The organism is Actinocrispum wychmicini (genome assembly GCF_004345645.1).
Lineage (GTDB): Bacteria > Actinomycetota > Actinomycetes > Mycobacteriales > Pseudonocardiaceae > Kibdelosporangium > Kibdelosporangium wychmicini.
Window position 1 is genome coordinate 598,211 of record NZ_SLWS01000008.1, and the last position, 16,737, is coordinate 614,947.

19 protein-coding genes are annotated in these 16,737 nt (G+C 68.2%); 8 read left to right on the forward strand and 11 right to left on the reverse strand.

The genetic code is table 11. The features are described from left to right. The first annotated feature begins 33 nt into the window (after positions 1-33). The gene (locus EV192_RS35550) at positions 34-3,648 is read left to right on the forward strand and encodes a hypothetical protein (RefSeq protein ID WP_132122967.1); all 3,615 of its coding nucleotides are present in this window, start codon (positions 34-36) and stop codon (positions 3,646-3,648) included. Here the strand turns inward: EV192_RS35550 and EV192_RS35555 are convergent. Genes EV192_RS35555 through pfkB form a run of 6 tightly spaced genes read right to left on the reverse strand, consistent with a single transcriptional unit; the run spans position 3,645 to position 8,263 of the window. Further along, positions 3,645-4,397, reverse strand: coding sequence for a DUF427 domain-containing protein (locus EV192_RS35555; RefSeq protein ID WP_132122968.1), 753 nt, complete (start codon positions 4,395-4,397; stop codon positions 3,645-3,647). The two genes, EV192_RS35550 and EV192_RS35555, sit on opposite strands and share 4 nt — an antisense overlap. 35 nt (positions 4,398-4,432) lie before the next feature. Beyond that, on the reverse strand, positions 4,433-5,473 hold the full coding sequence (locus EV192_RS35560; protein ID WP_132122969.1) for a zinc-dependent dehydrogenase: 1,041 nt from the start codon (positions 5,471-5,473) through the stop codon (positions 4,433-4,435). Continuing rightward, positions 5,470-5,910, reverse strand: coding sequence for a PTS mannitol transporter subunit IIA (locus EV192_RS35565; protein WP_132122970.1), 441 nt, complete (start codon positions 5,908-5,910; stop codon positions 5,470-5,472). Before EV192_RS35565 ends, EV192_RS35560 begins: the two co-directional genes overlap by 4 nt. Beyond that, the gene (locus tag EV192_RS35570; RefSeq protein WP_132122971.1) at positions 5,900-6,208 is read right to left on the reverse strand and encodes a PTS lactose transporter subunit IIB; all 309 of its coding nucleotides are present in this window, start codon (positions 6,206-6,208) and stop codon (positions 5,900-5,902) included. The genes EV192_RS35565 and EV192_RS35570 overlap by 11 nt, the downstream gene beginning before the upstream one ends. Beyond that, a complete protein-coding gene (gene mtlA / locus EV192_RS35575; RefSeq protein WP_132122972.1) occupies positions 6,205-7,302 on the reverse strand; it encodes a mannitol-specific PTS transporter subunit IIC in 1,098 nt (365 codons plus the stop codon). Before mtlA ends, EV192_RS35570 begins: the two co-directional genes overlap by 4 nt. 16 nt (positions 7,303-7,318) lie before the next feature. Next, positions 7,319-8,263: a 1-phosphofructokinase gene (gene pfkB / locus EV192_RS35580; protein WP_132122973.1), complete on the reverse strand. Its 945-nt coding sequence runs from the start codon at positions 8,261-8,263 to the stop codon at positions 7,319-7,321. 129 nt (positions 8,264-8,392) lie between these two features. Between pfkB and EV192_RS35585 the strand changes: the two genes are divergently transcribed. Then, positions 8,393-9,154, forward strand: coding sequence for a DeoR/GlpR family DNA-binding transcription regulator (locus tag EV192_RS35585; protein WP_132122974.1), 762 nt, complete (start codon positions 8,393-8,395; stop codon positions 9,152-9,154). Between the two features lie 86 nt (positions 9,155-9,240). Further along, a complete protein-coding gene (locus EV192_RS35590) occupies positions 9,241-9,516 on the forward strand; it encodes an HPr family phosphocarrier protein (RefSeq protein ID WP_132122975.1) in 276 nt (91 codons plus the stop codon). A gap of 157 nt (positions 9,517-9,673) precedes the next feature. Here EV192_RS35590 and EV192_RS35595 read toward each other — a convergent pair whose 3' ends face one another. Then, the gene (locus EV192_RS35595; protein ID WP_132122976.1) at positions 9,674-10,351 is read right to left on the reverse strand and encodes a hypothetical protein; all 678 of its coding nucleotides are present in this window, start codon (positions 10,349-10,351) and stop codon (positions 9,674-9,676) included. 22 nt (positions 10,352-10,373) lie between these two features. On the opposite strand from EV192_RS35595, the gene EV192_RS35600 reads away from it, so the two are divergent. Both EV192_RS35600 and EV192_RS35605 read left to right on the forward strand, forming a co-directional pair. Next, positions 10,374-10,805 carry a hypothetical protein gene (locus EV192_RS35600; RefSeq protein ID WP_243727277.1) on the forward strand — a complete coding sequence of 144 codons (432 nt, stop codon included), beginning with the start codon at positions 10,374-10,376 and terminating at the stop codon, positions 10,803-10,805. 42 nt (positions 10,806-10,847) lie between these two features. Further along, on the forward strand, positions 10,848-12,098 hold the full coding sequence (locus EV192_RS35605; protein WP_132122977.1) for a D-arabinono-1,4-lactone oxidase: 1,251 nt from the start codon (positions 10,848-10,850) through the stop codon (positions 12,096-12,098). Here EV192_RS35605 and EV192_RS35610 read toward each other — a convergent pair. The 3 genes from EV192_RS35610 to EV192_RS35620 are packed head-to-tail and all read right to left on the reverse strand — an operon-like array spanning position 12,055 to position 13,728. Beyond that, on the reverse strand, positions 12,055-12,675 hold the full coding sequence (locus tag EV192_RS35610) for a GyrI-like domain-containing protein (RefSeq protein ID WP_132122978.1): 621 nt from the start codon (positions 12,673-12,675) through the stop codon (positions 12,055-12,057). The genes EV192_RS35605 and EV192_RS35610 overlap by 44 nt on opposite strands. Next, positions 12,672-13,205 (reverse strand): PadR family transcriptional regulator, encoded by a 534-nt coding sequence (locus tag EV192_RS35615; protein ID WP_132122979.1) that lies wholly within the window; start codon positions 13,203-13,205, stop codon positions 12,672-12,674. Before EV192_RS35615 ends, EV192_RS35610 begins: the two co-directional genes overlap by 4 nt. A 46-nt stretch (positions 13,206-13,251) precedes the next feature. Next, entirely contained in the window at positions 13,252-13,728 is a 477-nt protein-coding gene (locus EV192_RS35620; RefSeq protein WP_243727278.1) for a hypothetical protein, read from the reverse strand. Positions 13,729-14,019: 291 nt separating this feature from the next. Here EV192_RS35620 and EV192_RS35625 point away from each other — a divergent pair, with 291 nt between their 5' ends. Next, positions 14,020-14,328, forward strand: coding sequence for a GNAT family N-acetyltransferase (locus EV192_RS35625; RefSeq protein WP_132122980.1), 309 nt, complete (start codon positions 14,020-14,022; stop codon positions 14,326-14,328). Beyond that, positions 14,321-15,259: a pirin family protein gene (locus EV192_RS35630; protein WP_132122981.1), complete on the forward strand. Its 939-nt coding sequence runs from the start codon at positions 14,321-14,323 to the stop codon at positions 15,257-15,259. The genes EV192_RS35625 and EV192_RS35630 overlap by 8 nt, the downstream gene beginning before the upstream one ends. Here EV192_RS35630 and EV192_RS35635 read toward each other — a convergent pair. Then, positions 15,252-15,854, reverse strand: a complete 603-nt coding sequence (locus tag EV192_RS35635) for a LysE family translocator (RefSeq protein ID WP_132122982.1) — start codon at positions 15,852-15,854, stop codon at positions 15,252-15,254. The two genes, EV192_RS35630 and EV192_RS35635, sit on opposite strands and share 8 nt — an antisense overlap. Before the next feature lie 82 nt (positions 15,855-15,936). On the opposite strand from EV192_RS35635, the gene EV192_RS35640 reads away from it, so the two are divergent. After that, on the forward strand, positions 15,937-16,389 hold the full coding sequence (locus EV192_RS35640) for an Lrp/AsnC family transcriptional regulator (RefSeq protein ID WP_132122983.1): 453 nt from the start codon (positions 15,937-15,939) through the stop codon (positions 16,387-16,389). Positions 16,390-16,737: the final 348 nt, after the last annotated feature.

Below are 16,737 nucleotides of genomic sequence, written 5' to 3' on the forward strand. Positions count from 1 at the left end.
GATAAGCGTGCAGCACTGCGAGAGGGGCGCGCCGTGGTTCGGGACGGAAAGCGCGTACCGGCTCCCCAGGCCGAGCCGGTCACCGACACCAGCACGTCGGCCACGGAGAGTTTCCTTCCGCACGGCTCGGCGGCTCTTCTTTGGCTACAACGCAACGCGGGCAACAACGCGGTCACCCGGCTCCTGGGTGAGCCGGACCGGCTCCGGCCGGCGATCGAACAGGTCCTGATCGACGCGTCGAAGATCGTCGAGTACGACTTCGCGGCCCACCTGGTCGGCGCGATCTCCGCGACAGACACCGAAGCGGCGGCGACAGCCCGGCGGATCGCCGTTACGGAAACGACAGTCGACGACGAGTCCTACGACATCCCGGCAGTGTTGCTGACTCTGGACGGCCTGCACCGGAACGTCACGGGCCTCGATGGCGTAACGGTTTCCGCCGGGCTCCGGCACGTGATTCGGACGCTCGCCACGGACGCGGCCGAGACCGTTGCCACGGCGGACTTCTCCGAACTCGACAACGACATGGCCCAAGCGGCCGGCGCGATCGAGGACGCCAACGCCTTGCTGCGCCTGGAACTGACCGGGACGATCGACGAGCTGATCGACCAACGCCGCCGGTTCGCGACCGCCGAGGGGGACACCCGGGCGCAGCTCGGCGCGGAGATCGGTGTGTCCGCACGGAAAGCACTGTTACTGAACAAATCCTTGCAGGAGGAGGACGACCAGACCGCTCCACTGGAGACCGAGGTGGAGCAGCGCGCGAGCGACATCGCCCGGATCCGGACCATCGCCCAGACCGAGGACGACACCACCGCACAGCTCGGTGACCAGCTGGCTTTGCTCACCCAACACCAGGTCACGGACAACGAGGACGCCACGGCGGTCGTCGAGCCGGAGGTGGCATTGCCCGAGATCACGGACGCGGCCGAACTCAAGTTCGCCGAACAGTTGAGCGCGCGAATCAGCGATCAGCGCGCGGACGTGGCGCACCTGCACGACCGGGTGGTGCCCGACCATCCCACCTATGAGCTGGCCGAGTTCGCGGCCGTGCACAAGCGGTGGTTCAGCTTGACCAGCGGTGCGCAGGAGAAACAGGATCCGGTCGTCAAACTCGCCCTCGACCTGATGGGGGAGCCGTACCGGGTCGCCGGAGCCGATGTCGGCGGCGGCGTCCTCAAGGCCGAAGGCGGTGTCGCACGGGCGTTCCTGATGAACATGGCCGTGGACATGATGAGCGGGTCGCTGACCGGCGAGACGAACCAGTTCGGCGACCAGATCGACGGCTCCCGGCGAAGAGCGGCGACGACCGGCACCGCCAGCGCCCCGGAGTACGACTACGGCGAGTTATACCCGGGAAAGAGCACGGACGAGGTCGTGTCCCGGAAGGAGTTCCAGCAACGCAGGCAACTGGAGACCGCGACAACGGCGACCGCGCTGGCTGCGGTGCCAGATCTGGTACGCCCTTCGGCGGTCCCGATCGTCGGCCTGCGGGCCACGAACGCGTCCGAGGGGTGGAGCTATCTCGTCGACGTGTACTCCCAGGAGAACCTTGTCGCGCGCGAGCACAAGGTCGTTCCGCCGGAAGTCGCGCAGTACCTGCTCGCGGCCCATCAACAAGCCGAGACCCTCGCGAAACCGCACATCCCAACGGTCGACGGAAGTCCGATCGGCTCCAGGGCGATGCGGACCGCGGGAGTCGAGGGCGCGACCGCGACCAGCACCGAGCGGTATCTGGACGGCGAACAGACCACCGAAGTGCCCGACGAGATCACGGTTCTGCGCGGTCAACTCTCGGCCGGCAGCGGACCCACCGACGGCGAGGCGTTGACCGAACAACTCGGCCGGGACCTGCGTACGTACCTGGAGGCGTTCTTCGCCGAACGGCAGAGCATGGAGTACCGCGTGGCGGCGGTCTTCGCGATCGGCGACACCGAACACGCTGTCGGCAACCAGCTCTCGGCCTTGCTGGAGCCGAGCGCGTTGGCCGCCGTCATCGGTGAGGCGGTGAAGATCTCGGCGATCACGTTGACGTTGGGTGGCCTCGGGCCGCTCGGCATGGCCGCTTCCCAGGCGTACAAGGGATATCTCGGCACCCAGGGCATCAACGACGTCGCCGCGCTGGTGTCGATCGCCGCCTTCTGCCGTAACGCGGCCACGGCCGACAGTCTCTCGAAGGCACGCGCCTGGGGTTACATGACCGTCAACATCGCCCAGGACGCGGAGCAGTTGCTCACCACTGTGGTCGCGTCGCCGGTCACGGCCGGGTTGACCGCGATCACGACCGCGAAGCCGACCACCGCGCTCGACCTCGCCGACGCGGTCCGTCCGCTGATGAACGACCCGGCGACCCGGGAGAACCTGCTGCGGGACGTGGAGTCGCAGATCGCCGCCCTGGAGTCGACTGGACAGAGCAACGCGGAACTGAAGAACCTCAAGGCATTCCACGACGGGCTGCTGCAACGGTCCAGTGTGGACCTCGTGGACGGCGTGCTGCCCACCACGGCAGTGGACACCGGCCTGTTCACCCACGGACGCGGCCGTAGCGAAGCCGACCTGACCGCGCTGCGCAACGCCCTCGGCGGGGACACCGACCTGGTCGAGAACGCGACACTCACCGGCACGACCGTGCACGTACGCTACGGCGACGACAGCAAAGTGCGCGTCGAGATCGGTCCGGCCGTCGAACCCGCGCACATCCGCCAGCACCTGGAAACCGTACGGCAGCTGCGCAGGTTCGAAGGCGTCGTCGGGCGCCTACGGCAGTTGCTGAGCGAGATCCGGGACCTGATCACCGGCCATCCGTCGTACGGCACCGAAGGCTTCGAGGCCCGGCTGGAGGTCCAGAAACTCCGCGGTATCGAAGTCGACCTGCTCGCCCAGCTGCGTGGGGTGGAAGCGCTCAACGACCGGCTCACCGGCCAGGACGACGGCGACCCGGCGTCGGTCCGCCTCCAGCTTGAGGCCATCCAGAGCCAGCTCCAGCTGCACGAATCGAACGTCGACTCGTACCGGGAAGGCCGCGGGTTCATCGCCGCGGAGGACACGTCCCCGGCGATGAACGCGGCCAGGGAACGCGCGAAACGCATGATCGAAGCCGCCGAGGCGGTCGCCCCGGACGTCCGCGCGACACTGGGCGACGCGGTCGCCGCGCATGGCGCGAAGCTGGCCCGACTGGACACCGAGATCAAGGACGAGATGTCCCTGACCAGCAAGATCTACGACCGGGCGACCGTGAAAGGCCCGCCGACGGACGTCGTCCTGGACAAAGTGACGGCCAAGATCGACGACGTCCTGCGCTACACCGTGGTCGCCGACACCCTCGACTACATGCGTGTCTGCGCGGCGGTCCGCGCCGAGCTGGAAGCCGCCGGATACACGTACGTCAAAGAGGGGAACGCCTGGGCGGAGCCGGAGAAGTTCGGCGGCTACCGGGGTATCAACATGAAGTTCCGGACCAAGGACGGCCTGCTGTTCGAGGTGCAGTTCCACACCACGGACAGTCTGGCCCTCGCGGACGAGACCCACGCCCTGTACGAGGAACTCCGCAACCCGGCCACCACGGAGAAGCGCAAAGAGGAGCTACGCCAAGAGATGCGGCGCCGCGCGAACCTGCTTCCGGTACCGGACGGCGCCGACCAACTCTAGGCGAATACCGTCTTGGGTCGCTCCTGCAGGACGCCGTCCACGTACGTGTCGACCTTCTCGTCGTAGAACGCGATCAGCCCGGTGACCTTCTGGCTCTCCGGCAACGGCGTGTCGTAGTACCAGGCGATGTCCTCGTGCAGCTTGTCGCCGATCCGCGCCGAGTGGTACGACGCCGAGCCCTTGTACGGGCAGTGTGTCTGGGTGTCGCTCGGTTCGAGCAGGTCCATCCGCACGGCGGTCTTCGGCAGGTAGTAGCGGGTCGGCAGGCCGGTCTCGAACAGCAGCCGCGCGTTCGTCGACTCCGCCACGGTCGTGCCGTCGATCTCCACCCGGATGTGTCGCGAACTGGCCAACACGTCCACCCGCGTGTACGGGTCGCGGGGGTGGACGTAGATCTCCTCGTCCTCCTCGAACCACGAGTCCATCGCGGCGGAGTCGAACCGGACCAGCTCCCGCAGCTCCTCGATCGGCGAGGTCAGGTACGACCGCGCCGCCCCGACCGCCTCCTTGCCCCCGGCCTTTACAGTGTAAAGGGTGGCGTCGCCGCGGCTGGGGGAGTGGTCGGTGGTACCGGTCTCGGTCAGCTCGACCTTGATGTCCGCGCACGGGATGTAGTACGTGGGGTAGTAGGGGACCTCCCACACCAAAGTGGGATTGATCGTGTCGGCCACCAGCACACCGCCGAGGTACACGCGGACGCGCTTGGCGCTTTGTTCCAGCCGGACCCGGCCACGAGTGGTTGCGCTCATGACCGGGTCAACGGCTGGGCGACGGCTGGGATTCCTTACGGCTCGATGGTGACCTTGATGGCTTCGCCGGTGCTGACCGTGTGGATGGCGTCGAGCACGCCGGCCAGCGGCATCCGGTGGGTGATCAGGTCGTCCACGGGCACCGCGCCGGCGGCGACCAGCGCGAGGGCCTGCTTGTTGTGGGCCGGGCTGGAGCCGTTGGCGCCCACGATCGTCAGTTCGCGGTAGTGCACGAGGTTGGCGTCGCACGCGATGACCGGGTTGTCCTTGGGCAGCCCGCCGAAGAAGCTGATCCGGCCGCGACGGGCGGCCATCCGCAGCCCGTCCTCCTGGGCCTTGCCCGCCGCCGCGGCCGTGATCACCACGTCCACGCCACGGCCGTCGGTCAGCCGCAGCACCTCGTCGACCGGGTCGACATCCGCCGAACAAATCGCCGCGTCTGGCTTGACCAGGGCGGCGGCCATCGCCAGCCGTCCTCGGGACAGTTCGACGAGGTACACGGCCTCGGCGCCGCGCGCGCGAGCCAGCCGGACGTGCAGGCAGCCGATCGGGCCCGCGCCGATCACCACGACGACGTCTCCGGCACCGACGCGGGCCAGCTCCTGTCCATTGAGGACGCAGGCGAGCGGCTCGGCGACCGACGCCTCGGCGTACGACAGCGAGTCCGCGATCCGGTTCACGCCGTCGACCTTCAGCACGGCCCGTGGCACGATCATGTACTCGGCGAAGGCGCCGTCGTAGTGGTAGCCCATGGACTTCTGGTTCGGGCAGATCGTCAGCCGGCCGCGCCGGCAGTCCGGGCAGTCACCGCACGGGATCGCGGCGATCACCTGCACCCGGTCGCCGGCCGTCCAGCCGTCCACATCGGACCCGACGTCGACGATCGAGCCGGCGATCTCGTGGCCGATCACCCGGGGCGGGTCGATGTGGTGGTGGCCGTGCCGGAAGATCTTCAGGTCGGTGCCGCAGGTGGAACAGTTGTGCACCTTGATCTTCAGCTCGTCCGGCCCCGCGACGGGTTCGGGCGTGTCCTCGATCCGGATGTCCCCGGGCGCGTAGAAGCGCGCGACCTTCACTCGTTCTCCTTGAATGTCAACAGGGTGAGCACGGTGTCGACGTCGGCCGCGGAACGCAGCTCGGCGGCCTTGGCCGGATCCATCAGCACCTGCGCCAGCGCGGACAGGATCCCGACCTGTTCGGACCCGTTGGCCGCGATCCCGACGCACACAGTGACCTGGTTTCCGTCCCAGTCCACTCCCTCGGGGAACTGGAGCACCACGATCGATGTGCGCAGCACGAAGGCGCGTGCCGCGTCCGTGCCGTGCGGGATGGCGACACCCTCGCCGATGAACGTCGACACCGAGGCCTCGCGTTCGTGCATCGCCGCCAGGTACTCGACGCTGACCGCGCCGACGGCCAACAGGGCCCGGCCGCACTGGTCGATCGCGTCCGCCTTGTCGGTCGCGGTCAGTCCAAGCTGGACACCTTCGACGCCGAGAAGGTCAGCCGGCAAGGGGACCACCGTCCCGGATGGCCGCCTCCACCAGGTCGAACACCGGGTCGCCGAGGAAGCTCTGGAACCCGATCACGACCTTCTCCCGCGCGCCTTTCCTGGCCCTCGCCAGCAAAGTAGTCTGGCACAGCACGACGTCGGCGTCGGCCGGGATGTCGTTGACCGGGGTGTGCGTCACCGAGACCTGGTACGGCTTGAGCCGTTTGGCCAGCTGGGACGCCACCATGACGCTGCTGCCCATGCCCGCGTCACACGCGATGACGACCTTCTTGATCGCGGATCCGTCGATCGTGCTCATGCCGCTGCTCCTCCGTTGGCGATTTCACGTTGGCGTTCCTCTGCACGCGCCGTGCGGCCGAACTTCAGCAGTACCGAAGCGACCACAAAGGACACGGCGGCGGCCAGGACGATACCCGCGATCACGCCGAAGTACCCGCCCTTGGGGGTGACCGCCATGACCGCGATGATGCTGCCCGGCGACGGGGTCGCGGTCAGGCCAGCGCCGGTGATGCTGAACACGAACACGCCGGTGGCGCCGCCGGCGATGGCCGCGATGATCAGCCGCGGCGCGGCCAGGATGTACGGGAAGTAGATCTCGTGGATGCCGCCGAAGAACTGGATGATGATCGCGCCGGGCGCGGTGGACCGCATCGACCGTACGCCGAACAGCGTGATGGCCAGCAGGACACCGAGGCCGGGACCGGGGTTCGGCTCGATCAGGAACTCGATCGCCTTGCCCGTGTCCGCGGAGTGCGCGACCCCGAGCGGCGACAGCACGCCGTGGTTGATGGCGTTGTTGAGGAACAACACCTTGGCCGGCTCCACGATGATCGACACGAGCGGCAGCAGCCCTTCGTTGACCAGCGCCTGTACGCCGTTGCCGAGGGCCTTGGTGAGGCCTTCGACGGCCGGCCCGATGCCGAGCATGCCGAGGACGGCCATGGTGCCGCCGATGATGCCGGCGCTGAAGTTGTCCACCAGCATCTTGAAGCCGGCACTGACCCTGACCCCGACGAAGTCGTCCCACAGTTTCAGCAGGAACGCGGTGAGCGGGCCGATCAGCATGGCGCCGAGGAACATCGGGATGTCCGCGCCGACCGCGATGCCGATCGTGGCGACCGCGCCGACCACGGCGCCGCGCTGGCCGTGCACCAGCCGGCCGCCGGTGTAGCCGATCAGCACCGGCAGCAGGATCCTGATCATCGGTTTGACCAGCTGGGCCAGCTGCGCGTTGGGCGTCCAGCCGGAATCGATGAACAGCGCGGTGATCAGGCCCCACGCGATGAACGCGCCGATGTTCGGCATGACCATCCCGGCGAGGTGGCCGCCGAAGCGTTGCACCGTGGCCCGTAACCGATGGGTCCTGGACGGTCGCACGTCTGTCTCTGTCATCGTCGACACCTTCTGTTCAGTGGTCTTCGCTGAGCCGTCGCTTCGCCTCGATCCCCGCCCGGACGACGACCAGTTCTCCCCGGAGGTGCTCCGGCCTGGGCATCGTGCTGCCCGGCAGCGAGACCGCGGCCGCTCCCCACGCCACCCCGCTGACCAGCGCCTGTGCGCCTGTTCCGCCGCCGGCGAGGAAACCGGCCAGCATCGCGTCGCCGGCACCCACCGAGCTGCGGGCCGACACGACCGGGGCCTCCGCGTGCCAGACGCCGTCGTCGTCGACCAGGACGGCGCCGTCGCTGCCGAGGCTGGCCAGCACCGCGCCCGCGCCGAGGGAGCGCAGGTGCGTGGCCGCGTCGACCACGTCCCCGAGTGTCGACAGTGGACGGTCCACGGCCTCGGCCAGCTCGTGGTGGTTCGGCTTGACCAGGGTGGGGCCGGCGGTCAGGGCCGCCCGCAGCGCCAGGCCGCTGGTGTCCACAGCGACCCGGACGTCCGCACGGGCCAGCCGCAGGATCAGGTCGGCGTAGAACCGCGGCTCGACGCCGGGTGGCAGGCTGCCGGCGACCACCACCCAGGACGCGTCGTGTGCCGCGTTGACCACGGCGTCCGCCAGGGCTGCCGTCTCGGTCGCGGTCAGCCGTGCGCCCGGTTCGTTCAGCTTGGTGACGGTCGCGTCGGGCTCGATGACGCTCACGTTCATCCGCACCGGCCCGAGCGCGGGCACCCGGACGACGTCGATGCTGTAGTCGCTGAGCAGGCTGATCAGCTGCTCGCCCTCGGCGCCGCCGGCCGGCACCACGGCTCGGGCCTTGATCCCGTTGGACACCAACGCCCTGGCCACGTTGATGCCCTTGCCGCCGGGCTGGACGTGGACCGCGGTGGCCCGGTGCAGCCCGCCGCGCACGAGCCCCCGCACCTCGATCGTGCGATCGACGCTCGGGTTGGCCGTGACCGTGACGTACACGCTGGTTCCGCCTCCATGTGGGTCTTCCCGTGGTTTCAGGTGATTGTGCATGTGTTCATGTGGCTTTGCAATACTCTATGTGGGCATGGTTGTTGCTGCTCGCGGGTAAACCCACATAAAGTCACATTCATGTACGCGGAGGAACGGCAGCAGGTCATCCTGGAGCGGGCTCGCACCAAGGGCCGGGTGGACGTGGCCGCGCTCGCCGAGGAGTTCGTGGTGACCACGGAGACCATCCGGCGCGACCTGACCGTGCTGGAACGGCACGGGGTGCTGCGACGCGTGCATGGCGGCGCGATCCCGGTGGAACGCCTGGGGTTCGAGCCGGCGCTGTCGGTCCGTGAGACCGTGATGACCGACGAGAAGAACCGGATCGCCCGCGCCGCGCTCGCCGAGCTGCCCGATTCCGGCACGATCCTGCTGGACGCGGGCACGACCACGGCCCGGCTGGCGGACGCGTTGCCGGTGGACCGCGAGCTGACGATCGTCACTCATTCGGTGAACATCGCGCTGACGCTGATCACGCGCCCGAACCTGACCGTGATGCTCGTCGGTGGCCGGCTGCGTAGCCGCACGCTCGCGTCCGTCGACGCCTGGGCGTTGCAGGCGTTGCGGGACACGTTCGTGGAGGTCGCGTTCATCGCCACGAACGGGGTGTCCGTCGACCGCGGCCTCACCACGCCGGATTCGGCCGAGGCCATGGTGAAGCGGGCGGCGATGGCGTGCGGCCGACGCTGCGTGCTGCTCGCGGACCACACCAAGGTCGGCAACGACCACTTCGCGCGCTTCGCCGATCTCGGCGACATCGACACGTTCATCACCGACACGGGCATCGACGGCGAGGTCGCGGCCGAGATGGCCACGGCCGGACCCAAAGTGATCACAGTCTAGCCAACATAAACCAACACGAAACCCTTGTGTAACCACATTCGGTGTGGTTACCGTTGGCTCTCTGCCAGAAACGCAAGGGAGTGCACATGGCGACCACACGGGTGAAGATCGGCTCCGCGGTGGGTCTGCACGCTCGTCCGGCCGGCCTGCTCGTCCAGGCGGCGGCCCGGCAACCGGTCCAGGTGCTCATCGGCCGCCCGGGAACGACCGGCGTCCCCGCGTCCAGCATCCTCGCGGTGATGTCCCTGGGCGTCGCGGGCGGCGAAGAAGTCGAACTGACCGCGGAAGGCGAAGGCGCGGACCAAGCTCTGGCGGAACTCACCGCACTGCTCGCCCAGGACCACGACGAACCCGCCGCCTAGGTTGATCGTTGGCCCGGGTGTCCGCTGGCTTTGTACCGTTCCTCGGTGGATGGTGACAGCCCGGTAGTGATTCGGCTCCTGCCGGAATGCCGGACCTGGGTCGGAGCCGCAACATGGCAGCGCTGCCCGATATGACCCTGCGCTGGACACCGTGACCCTACGTTTCGTCGCGGGCGGCGATGAGCCAGTTGGTGAACTCCACCGCGACGTGCCGTTGGTGGGTTTCGATCACGTCGTCCGGGGTGGCGGCGGGGAAGTAGCACGTCAGCTTGGCCTGGCAGCCGCCGGGCACGTCCCGGAACTGGTGCAGGACGGCGCCTGTCACCTCGCCGTCGGGTAGCCGGCCGGCGCCGATCACGCGGTACGGGTAGTCCGGGTCCAGTGGTCCGGGCGCCTGGTCCGGCGGCAGCGGCTCGACGTCCAGGAGCACCGGCGCGTCACCCATCGTCTCGATGATCGACACGGTTCCGTTCGTCTCCTCGAAGACGAAGTGCTCGGGGTGGGCGGCCAGCATCGCCGGCCCGTTGACGTTGGCGGCGTACCAGCCGCTGAACTGCCCGGCGGTCACACCGTCGATGTCGATCTCCACGGTGAACGACCGGAGCTCGCCGCCGGAGGCCGTCCGCCACTCGCCGAACCGGCGAGTGGATTCGGCGATGTCGGACGCCAGCAGCTCGCGCAGCCGGTCGGCACCCAGGCGCTGCTTGAGCATCATCAAACACCGACGGGCGAACTGCGTCTCCCACAACACCAACTCGGCCGACGACACCTCGGCGCCGGCGGCTCGCACAGTCACCCCTGAGTGGTCGTCCGGCAGTGGTCGCATTCCGTTCATAGGGCGAGACTAAGGTGGGCGGGTGACGCGAGCATCCAGGGTTTTGTTGGCCGGCACCGCGGCCTCCCTTCTCAGCGGTCTGCCGTCGACCGTCCACGCGGCCCTCACCGGCAAGGACCTGATGGCCGCTGCCAAAGCCGCGGGAACCCTGGTGCCAGGCCGAAAGGACCGGCCGGACGCCACCGCGGGCGCCCTGGTGCACTTCGCCGTCTCGGCGACCTGGACCGTGGTCCTGGCCGCGATCGACCAGCGCAGGAAGCTCGGTGTGACGGGCGGGGCGGTGGCCGGTCTGGCGATCGCGGCGCTCGACCTGAACCTGATCGGTCGCGCCTACCCGGCGATCCGGAAGCTCCCGCAGCTGCCGCAGTGGGCCGACCACGTGGCCTTCGGGGCGATCGTCGGCGCGCTGCTGGCCGCCGGCGGCCCCGATGTCCGGCATCACGACGAGTACTGAGCAAAGCCATGTCGACCAACGGTCCGCCGCCGTGGTCCCATCATGACTGTGACTCACGAGAACAACTGGGCGGGCAATCTCACCTACCGGGCGACCGCGATCCACCGGCCGACATCCCTGGGTGAGCTCCGGACTCTGGTGGCGTCCACCGATCGGATTCGGGCCTTGGGCACGAGACACAGTTTCCATCGGGTGGCGGACACGACAGGCGCTTTGGTCTCGGTGGACGGACTGCCGCGACAGATCGATGTGGACTCGGCGGCGTCGACCGTCCGGGTGTCGGCGGGCCTCAGGTACGCCGAGATCGCGTCCCATGTGGACGGATTCGCGCTGGCGAACATGGCGTCACTGCCGCACATCTCGGTCGCCGGAGCGTGCGCGACCGCGACGCACGGATCCGGGGTGGGCAACGGCAGCCTCGCGACCGCCGTGTCCGCCTTGGAGATGGTGACCGCCACGGGCGAGACGGTCACCCTCAGCCGGGGTGACCCGGATTTCGACGGCGCGGTCGTCGCGCTCGGCGCGCTCGGGATCGTCACCGCGGTGACGCTCGATCTGGTCCCCGCGTTCGAGGTCCGGCAGTACGTCTACGAAGGACTGGCGTTCGATGAGGACGTGCTCGCTGTCCTCGCCGGGGCGTACAGCGTCAGCCTGTTCACCGACTGGACCGGGCCGACGATCAACCAGGTCTGGGTCAAGCAACGGACCACCGACCCGGAGCTCGCCGTGCCCGCGAAACCCGCGGACGGCCCACGGCACCCGGTGCCGGGCATGCCCGCGGAGAACTGCACGCAGCAGTTGGGCGTCCCGGGACCGTGGCACGAACGGATGCCGCACTTCCGGCCCGAGTTCACGCCGAGCGCGGGGGAGGAGCTGCAGGCCGAGTTCATGGTGGCCCGCGTGGACGCGATGGCCGCCCTGCGGGCGGTGTACGAGATCCGCGAGCGGATCTGTCCCGTGCTGCAGATCAGCGAGATCCGGACGATCGCCGCGGATTCCCTGTGGCTGAGCCCGTTCTACCAGCGGGACGCGGTCAGCATCCACTTCACGCTGGCCGCCGACCCGGACGCGGTGCGCCCGGTGCTGTCCGTGATCGAACGGCAGTTGGCGCCGTTCGCGGCCCGGCCGCACTGGGCGAAGCTGTTCACCCTCGCGCCCGAGGTGGTCCGGTCCCGCTACCCGCGGCTGGCCGACTTCCGCGACCTGACTCGCCGGCTCGACCCGGAAGGCAAGTTCCGCAACGACTTCGTCACGGAGTTGCTGGCCGAACCGGCTGGCGGAGCACGGTCCTGAGCTTCGCCGGTTCGGTCCTGCGCGGGTCACCGAGGTAGATCTCGTGGTGCAGTCCGGTCATCCGCAGGCCGTTCGCGGCCACGTATTCGTTGTGCAGGGCGGCCAACGTCGGCGCTTCGTCGTCGTACGACCCGAAGTGCATCACCTGGGCACAGGTGCCCTCGTGCAGGTTCAGGTGCCGGATGTTCGCGATGGCCGGGAGTTTCTTCTTGGCCAACGCGGCGTCCTGCGCCTGCTTGACGTCCTCCGCGGTGACCCAGCTCGGCTGGCTGATCAGCATGGTCCACTGCCAGGAATCCTTGGCGCCCACGGTGAAGCTGTCCATGTCATCGGACCACCACAGCCCTTCCAGCGGCGCGACGACCAGGTCGTTGCCGGCGCGTTTGCCGGCGAACTTGATCGTGTACGCGACGGCGTACAGCGCTTCGACGGCACGGGCGTATTCGTCCGCGGTGTTCGGGTTGCCCTTGCCGTCGATCGCGAGGAACTGCTGTTCGGGCACGTCGATCAGGGCCCAGCTGGTGTTCTTCGGCGCGTAGAGGTCCTTCAGTTCCCGTTTGACGTCGTAGGCGGTCATTCAATCTCCTTGCGGTAGGCCGACAGCCACGCTTGTTCGGCGGTGAGTTGGGCGAGTGAGTAGTCGAAGATCGCGCGGACGAACCCCGGCGCGTCCAGCTGGTTGGCGGCCGTGAGACGGACGATGGCGATGCGTTCGGCGAGCGCCTCGGCGCGTTGGGCGAGCGCTTGGCGGAGGCGTTCGGGCGGGATGACCGGCTGGTTGGCCAAGCCGACGAGGACGGGCGGGAACACCGGTCGCAGTTGCGCGACCGCCCGCTCGGCCGCGTCCGCGCACGCCTGGAACCCGGCCGGCGTGGGGGCGTAGACCTTGCGCGCCTTGCCCCGCCCGCTGTGCTGGGACTCGGTCTCGGTGACCAGGTCCCGGTCGCGGAGCTTGCCCAGCAGGTAGTAGATGGAGCTGAACCCGATCTCGGTCCAGTCCCGCATGCCGCGGCCGGCGATCACCTCCTCCAGCTGGTAACCGTGTCGGGGTTTCTCCACCAGGAGGCCGAGCAGGGTCAGCTCGGCGGGAGTCAGGTCAACGGCCACCCGACTATTCTAGCACTAGAATAACCAGGCGGGTCTCGACGGGGTTTCATGACTCGACTACCGCCGCGTACGTCCGCTTACGTACGCGCCCCCACGGCTTGTACACCGAAAGGAACGTCGCGAACAGCAGCGCGGTCGTCGACACGATCGGGGGAAACGCCATCGAATCGCCGGGCTGGCCCGTCGCCACCGCCTCCTCGACGCCTGGCCGCAGCGAGAACAGCACCAGCGTGCACAACACCACGTTCAGCGCGAGCTTGACGGCGACCCACCAGTACCGCACCAGCCCGTACCTGGTGCCCAGCCCGAGCAGCACCCCGCTGACCAGGCACACCAGACCGGCGGTGAGCAGCGGCCACACCGCGAACTGGGCCAGCGCGTTGATGTTGGCGGCGAGCAGGTCGCGGTCACTGAGCGCGGTGAAGACGAGCACACCCATCACCACGTCCATGCCGATCCACGTGCCGGCGGCCACGATGTGCGTGACCAGCAGGCCCCTTCGGGTTCCCTTCGCCAGTTTCATGACCACCATGGTCCGGGTGCGGCCGGTTCTGGTCGTCCGCAGTGGCGCGGATTTCCGCGTACGCAAATCCGCGTAGCCGGAATAGATCCGGCGGGCCGGTGGTTCTGTGAACGTCGAACCAGCAAGTCTTCTGATGGAGGTGGGCGGCCCACAGTTGGTGGCCGCGTGGAACGTGCTGGCCCCGGGCGGTGTGCTGCGGAGACCAGGTGTAATGTCCACACAGGACACACGCCGGGCCGGTCCGTGTCCCCGCCCACCGGCCCGGTGTCCTGTCGGATCGAGGAGTGCGAAGTGGCTGAGCCGAGTGTCGTGGCGAACGCGGACGCGAACCGGTACGAGGTGCGGGTCGACGACCAGGTCGCCGGGTTCACCGAGTACAAAGTAGTCGGTGACCAGGTCGTCTTCGTGCACACGGAGATCGACGACGGGTACGCCGGACAGGGCCTGGGAAAGGTGCTCGCGGCGGGCGCCTTGGACGACGTCGTGCTTCGTGGGCGACGGATCGTGCCTGTGTGCCCGTTCATCGCGAAGTTCGTGGTGCGCAACAAGGACAAGTACGACGACCATGTGACGTGGCCCAAGGACGTCCGCGATGAGTAACCTCGACGCCTCGCCCGCGGTCACCGAGTGCGTGGCCGCCGGCACCGGCGCGCAGGTAGCCTCGTTGTATCCGGCTCGGACGGTGCCGCTCGGCGGAATCCGGGGCATCCACGTCGACCGGATCCTGCCGCAGCGCGGCCTGCCCACGGTCGGCGCGTGGTGTTTCCTCGATCATTTCGGCCCGCACCAGGACGTGATGACGGTCCTGCCGCATCCGCACACCGGCCTGCAGACGGTGACGTGGCCGTTCACCGGCGAGATCCGGCACCGGGACTCACTGGGCAGCGACGTGGTGCTCCGGCCGGGCCAGCTCAACCTGATGACCAGCGGCCGGGGCATCGCCCATTCGGAGATCTCGGTCTCCGGCCCGTTGCACGGCCTGCAACTGTGGGTGGCGCTGCCGGCGTCCGACGCCATCCAGCCGGACTTCGCCCAGTACCCGACCTTGCCGACGCTGTCCGCGGACGGCATCGAGGCCACGGTGTTCATGGGCCAGTTGGGTGACGTGGTGTCGCCGGCGACCGTCCACTCGCCACTGGTCGGCGCGCAGGTCGATGTCACGCGGTCCGGCGTGCTGCCGCTGCGTCCTGACTGGGAGTACGGCCTGCTGGTCGTCTCCGGCGCCGTGGCGGTGGCGGGTGTGTCCGTCGATCCGGGTCCGTTGCTGTACTTGGGGACTGGCCGTGACTCGGTCACGGTGACGGGCGACGCGCGGGTGATTTTGCTTGGCGGCGAGCCGTTTCCGGACGAACTGGTGATGTGGTGGAACTTCGTCGGCCGGAGCCACGCGGACATCGCCGCGGCCCGAGCGGACTGGGAAGGCGCGGACCCCGCCAGGTTCGGCACGATCCCGTACCACGGCACCGACCGGATCCCAGCGCCTGACCTGCCCGCGATCCACTTGACCCCACGCAAGCGGCGCCCTACGTGAGCCGTTCCACCAGGAGCAGGGCGCCGATCAGGATCATGGCGGCGCCTGAAGCCCTGCTGACCACGCGCGCCGCCCGCGGCCGTGCCTTGAGCACAACCCGCGCCGCCAACCCCACGGCCAGGTAGCCCACTCCGCAACCGACCATGTGCAGCACCCCCAGGACCCCGGTCTGCACAGCCACCGGCCACCCAGCCCCGGGTCGCACAAACTGCGGAAGCAAAGCCAAGTACAGCAACAACCCCTTCGGGTTCAACCCACTGATCCCGATTCCCCGCACCAACACCCGCCGCGGAACCACAACCTCGGTCACCGGCCCAGCAACCCGGACGAGCGTGGACCCACCAAGCCACATCAGGTACGCCGCGCCCACAGTCGTGAGACCGGTGAGCAACCCCGGCGACGCGGCCACAACAGCCGCCAACCCACCCACAACAAGCAACGTGTGCCCGGCATACCCGGCAACCAACCCGACCACCGCCGGCACCACAGACCGATCCCGAACCCCAACGGCGATGACATACGCCCAATCAGCCCCAGGCGTCAGAATCAGAAGCAGGTCGACAACCAGAAAAGCCCCCACAGCCCTGATTTCCATGAGCGCAACATTATGCTCCAGACCAGGGCATTTGATTCCAAATTCACCCCGGGTCCCGGCCATCTGAGGTATATTCTTGCGCATGGACCGGATCGACAGGCAAATTATTGCCGAGCTCCAGAGAGACGGCCGCCTGTCCGTAACCGACCTGGCGGCCCGGGTGAAACTGAGCGTGTCCCCCTGCCATCGACGACTGCGCGAACTGGAACGCACCGGCGCCATCCGCGGCTACCGCGCCATCGTCGACCCCACCACACTCGGCCTGAACTTCGAAGCCCTGGTCTTCGTCTCCATGCGCCAAGGCGACCGCCAAACAGTCGCCAACCTGGAAGAAGCAGTAGCCCACCTACCCCAGGTGATCCAAGCCCAACGCCTCTTCGGCGACCCGGACTACCTCCTGCGAGTCGTGACCACCGACCTGGTCGCCTTCCAGGAACTCTACGACTCACAACTGGCAACCTTGCCTGGGGTGCAGCGCTTGGTGTCGACGATCGTCATGAAGACCATTGTGGATCAGCGGCCTCTGTTTTCGTGACTGTCAAAAGATGTTCGCTCGCCGCTCTGGCAGGCCGCCAAGAGGGAGCCCTTGTCCTAGGTATTGCTGCTGTGGTTGGGTTGTTTTATCGTGGCGTCTCCCTCCCGTGTGGCCTGCCCAAGGGAATCGCATCTGTCAGGTGGGGTCCAGCTTGGTCTTCCGGTCCGTATCGCACCCAGCCTGGTCGGGTCCCGTAGGCGGACCTTCTTGGGTTCCGTGGGTGTGGACCCCACCTGCCAGATGTGATTGGCTTCGCCCAGGAAGCTCCTATGGTGTGTCAAGGAGTGGGGTGGTGTTTGTGGAGGTTGGTGAGGTCGGTCATGAGGCGGGGGTAGATTTCGCGGGCGA